Raw genomic sequence first — 4,092 nt, 5'->3', positions numbered from 1 at the left:
CCTGACCAATGACGGGGCAGTCGTCTATCCTTCTGCACTAGAACGGTGCATCTGGCAGTCGGTCGCACGTGGCCGGCTGCCATGTCCGCGCGGGCGAGCCCCGTCGGCTCGCGTCCGTGACACCCAGCGGAGCTGATCGGGGCATGGGCACGCTACTTGCACCAAAATAGCCACCAGAGCGGTGGGGTGATCGGCGCCCCCTGCCCATTCCGCACCCGGTGGAGACGACATGAACCCGAGATCCGAGCCCCGGCTGGCCGACACGCTCAATACCGCGATCGTGGTGCTGGACGATCGCAACCGCCCGATCTATCTCAATTCCGCGGCCGAGCAGTTTCTCGGGACGAGCTACAGCGCCGCGCTCAAGTCCGGCTTCGACACGGTGCTGTCGGCAAACCCGCTGCTGGCCCACACCATCGACGAGGCGCTCGCCAGCCAGCAGGTGATGACCCTGCGCGAGATCGAGCTGACGCTGGCTCATGAGCTCACCCGGGTGGCCGACTGCGCCATCACCCCGCGACCGGACTTCCCGGCCGCCCGGGTGATGCTGGAGTTCAACGACATCGAGCGTCACCTGCGCATCTCGCGGGACGCGCGCATCAATTCGCTGCAGATGACCACCCGGCAGATGATGCGCGGGCTGGCTCACGAGCTGAAGAACCCGCTCGGCGGGTTGCGCGGCGCCGCGCAGCTGCTCGAACGCGAGCTGCCCGATCCTTCCCTGACCGAGTACACCCGCATCATCCTGCAGGAGACCGATCGCCTGCGTGTCCTGATCGACCGCATGCTCGGCCCCAGCGACCGCCTGCACTGCCGTTGGGTGAACATCCATGAGCCGCTCGAGCAGGTGCGCCAGCTGCTGCGCGTCGAGGCCGGTGGCGAGCGGCTCGACTGGCAACTGGACTACGACCCCAGCCTGCCGGAGGTCTGGGCGGATCGCGACCAGCTGGTGCAGGTACTGCTCAACCTCGCCCGCAATGCCGTCCAGGCCATGCGCGAGGGCGAGGTCGAATCCCCCCGGCTTACCTTCCGCACCCGCGTGTTGCGCCAGTTCACCGTCCATGGCAAGCGCCACCGGCTGGCGGTGCGCATCGATGTCGAGGACAACGGCCCGGGCGTGCCCGAGGAGCTGGTCGAAACGCTGTTCCTGCCCATGGTCAGTGGCCGCGCCGGGGGCAGCGGGCTGGGGTTGTCCCTGGCGCAGACGATCGTCGAGCGCCACCAGGGCATGATCGAGTTCGTGCCCAAGCGGGGCCTGACCCGCTTCTCCGTGATCTTGCCCATCCATCCCGAGGGGGTCTCCGGCCCGCCGTCCACCGCCGCCAGCGAGTGATCCGAGCATGAACGTTTCAGCCAACGACCACGCCAACCCAGGGAACCCCGCGCCACGGCTGTGGGTGATCGACGACGACCAGGCGATCCGCTGGGTGCTCGAACGGGCACTGGCCACCACCGACTTCCAGGTCGAGTCGTTCGCGGAGGTCGCCTCGGCCCAGGGGCGCCTCGACCGCGGCGACCGCCCGGACGTGATCTTCTCCGACATCCGCATGCCCGGCGAGGACGGCCTGACTTTCCTGACCCGGCTGGCCGAGGAACACCCCGAGATCCCCGTCGTGATCATGACCGCGCACTCCGACCTCGAGAGCGCCGTCGGTGCCTTCGAGAAGGGGGCCTTCGACTACCTCGCCAAGCCGTTCGACATCGACGAGGCCGTGCGACTCGCCGAGCGTGCCTTTGACGCATCGCGGGAGCGGTCCTCTCGAGTCGCGAGCGATCAGGACGCCGGCGAGCCGACCTCCGAGCTGATCGGCAACGCCCCGGCCATGCAGGAGATCTTCCGTGCCATCGGCCGGTTGGCCCGCTCGTCGGTGACCGTGCTGATCAACGGGGAGTCGGGTACCGGCAAGGAACTGGTCGCCCGGGCGCTGCACCGCCACAGCCAGCGTCGCAGCGGCCCGTTCGTCGCCCTGAACACCGCCGCTATCCCGAAGGATCTGCTGGAGTCGGAGCTGTTCGGCCACGAAAAGGGCGCGTTCACCGGCGCGTCGGCCCAGCGCCGCGGCCGCTTCGAGCAGGCACAGGGGGGCACCCTGTTCCTCGACGAGATCGGCGACATGCCGCTCGAGCTGCAGACCCGACTGCTGCGGGTGCTCTCCGACGGGCACTTCTACCGCGTCGGGGGCACCTCGCTGATCAAGAGCGACGTGCGGGTGATCGCGGCCACCCACCAGCGCCTCGAGGACCTGGTCAAGGAAGGACGGTTCCGTGAGGACCTGTTCCATCGGCTCAACGTCATCCGCCTGAAACTGCCGGCCCTGCGCGAACGGGTCGAGGACATCCCGCAGCTGATGCGCTTCTTTCTCGCCCGCGCGGCCGAGGAACTGAGCGTGCCCGTCAAGACGCTTACCCCCAAGGCCGAGGCGCGACTGTGCGAGTATCCCTGGCCGGGCAACGTGCGCGAGCTGGAAAACATCGCGCGCTGGCTGACCGTGATGGCGCCGGGCAACGAGATCGGTGTCGACGACCTGCCCGATACCGTCCGCCAGGGAGCGGAAGGCGGCGAGGCCGGCGTCGGCGAGGACCAGCTGCTGTCGCGCTGGACCAGCGATCTTTCGCGCTGGGCCGAGGCGCGCCTGAAGGCCGGAGACGAGGACCTGCTGGCCACCGCCGGACCCGCCTTCGAGCGCACCCTCCTGCAGGCCGCTCTGGCCCACACCGGCGGCCACAAGCAGAAGGCCGCCGCGCTGATCGGCTGGGGGCGCAATACCGTCACGCGCAAGCTCAAGGAACTGGGCGAGCACTGAGCCAGGGTGCAGGCGTGGTTCGAGCGCGCCGAGCTGTCACATGATTCGTCCCTGCCCGGTGCTATGCTCGGGGCGAGGTTCACACGCGGCAGGAGCAGGAAATCGGCATGGCCCAGACGGTGGCGCTTTATTCGGTCAAGGGCGGGGTCGGCAAGACCGCCTCGGCGGTGAATCTGGCGGCGCTATCCGCCGCGGCCGGCCGGCAGGTGCTGGTCTGGGATCTCGACCCGCAGAGTGCCGCCTCGTGGTACCTGCAGACCGAGGCGGGCGCGGAGCGCTCGGTGAAGAAGCTCTTGAAGCCCAAGGGGCTGGCCGCCTCGGTGCGGCCCACCATCCACAGCCACCTCTGGGTCCTGCCGGCCCTGCCGGGGCAGCAGGCGATCGAGCATCATCTGGCCGACAAGAAGGATGCCGGCTACCGGCTGGCCAAGCTGATCGACCCGCTGGCCGAACAGTTCGAGGAGATCTGGATCGATGCGCCGCCCGGGCTGTCCCTGCTTGCCGACAACATCCTGCGCGCGGCCGACATGGTGCTGGTGCCGATGGTGCCCACGCACCTGTCCGAACGGACCTGGTTCCAGCTCAAGGGCCATCTGCGCGACCGCGGGATCCACCCCGACCAGCTGCGCGCCTTCCTGAGCATGGTCGATCGCCGCCGTACCCTGCACCGCGATTTCGCCGAACGCCATCGCCACGACATGCCCGAGCTGCTCGAGGCGCAGATCCCCTACGCCTCGCTGATCGAGCAGATGGGCGACGATCAGCAGCCCTCCGTCTACCGCGAGCCACGTCACCCGGCCAGCCAGGCCTATCGCTCGCTCTGGGAGGAGATCGACGCGCTGTTCGGCTAGTTCCTCAGGGCCCGCGCCGGGGCGACCCGCGTCATCCGCCGTCCCAGCAGCGGAGTGACCAGCGCCGCCAGCAGCACACCGGCCGCCAGCCCCCAGGGGAGCAGCCAGGGGTTGGGCGCCGCGGGCAGGTCGAAGACCTTCGCCGACAGCAGCATCCCCACCCCCGTGGCAGCGATCGCGGCCAGCAACCCCACCAGCAGGCCGAGCGCCAGGAACTCGATCCACAGCGCCCGGAAGACCATCCGGCGGCTCGCCCCCATCACCCGCAACACGGCCGCGTCGTGGATGCGCTGTCGCTCGCTGGCGCCGAACGCGGCCAGCAGCACCACGATTCCCGCCGCCACCGTGAAGGCGAACACGTATTCCACCGCCTGGCTCGCCCGGGCGATGAGAGTCCGCACCTCCTCGAGGATGCGCGAGAGGTCGAACAGCGTCAG

At 69.1% G+C, this 4,092-nt stretch carries 4 protein-coding genes; 3 read left to right on the top strand and 1 reads right to left on the bottom strand.

Annotated elements, in window-relative coordinates; genetic code table 11:
* Nucleotides 1-229: 229 nt before the first annotated feature.
* The 3 genes from glnL (at nucleotide 230) to ACESL5_RS07025 (ending at nucleotide 3,655) form a co-directional block, all read left to right on the top strand.
* Nucleotides 230-1,333 (top strand): nitrogen regulation protein NR(II), encoded by a 1,104-nt coding sequence (gene glnL / locus ACESL5_RS07035; protein ID WP_372592069.1) that lies wholly within the window; start codon nucleotides 230-232, stop codon nucleotides 1,331-1,333.
* A gap of 7 nt (nucleotides 1,334-1,340) precedes the next feature.
* The gene (gene ntrC, locus ACESL5_RS07030) at nucleotides 1,341-2,804 is read left to right on the top strand and encodes a nitrogen regulation protein NR(I) (protein WP_372592068.1); all 1,464 of its coding nucleotides are present in this window, start codon (nucleotides 1,341-1,343) and stop codon (nucleotides 2,802-2,804) included.
* 107 nt (nucleotides 2,805-2,911) lie between these two features.
* Entirely contained in the window at nucleotides 2,912-3,655 is a 744-nt protein-coding gene (locus tag ACESL5_RS07025; RefSeq protein WP_372592067.1) for a ParA family protein, read from the top strand.
* Here the strand turns inward: ACESL5_RS07025 and ACESL5_RS07020 are convergent.
* Nucleotides 3,652-4,092: FtsX-like permease family protein (locus ACESL5_RS07020; RefSeq protein WP_372592066.1), on the bottom strand; the 441-nt coding region annotated here is incomplete at its 5' end. The genes ACESL5_RS07025 and ACESL5_RS07020 overlap by 4 nt on opposite strands.

The organism is Guyparkeria sp., assembly GCF_041687595.1.
GTDB lineage: Bacteria > Pseudomonadota > Gammaproteobacteria > Halothiobacillales > Halothiobacillaceae > Guyparkeria.
This window is presented reverse-complemented; position numbering and strand designations above follow the sequence as displayed.

Excerpts from the sequence above, each read along its gene's own strand:
- ACESL5_RS07025 (WP_372592067.1), top strand. The coding sequence starts at position 2,912 with ATGGCCCAGACGGTGGCGCTTTATTCGGTCAAGGGCGGGGTCGGCAAG.
- ntrC (WP_372592068.1), top strand. The coding sequence starts at position 1,341 with ATGAACGTTTCAGCCAACGACCACGCCAACCCAGGGAACCCCGCGCCA.
- glnL (WP_372592069.1), top strand. The coding sequence starts at position 230 with ATGAACCCGAGATCCGAGCCCCGGCTGGCCGACACGCTCAATACCGCG.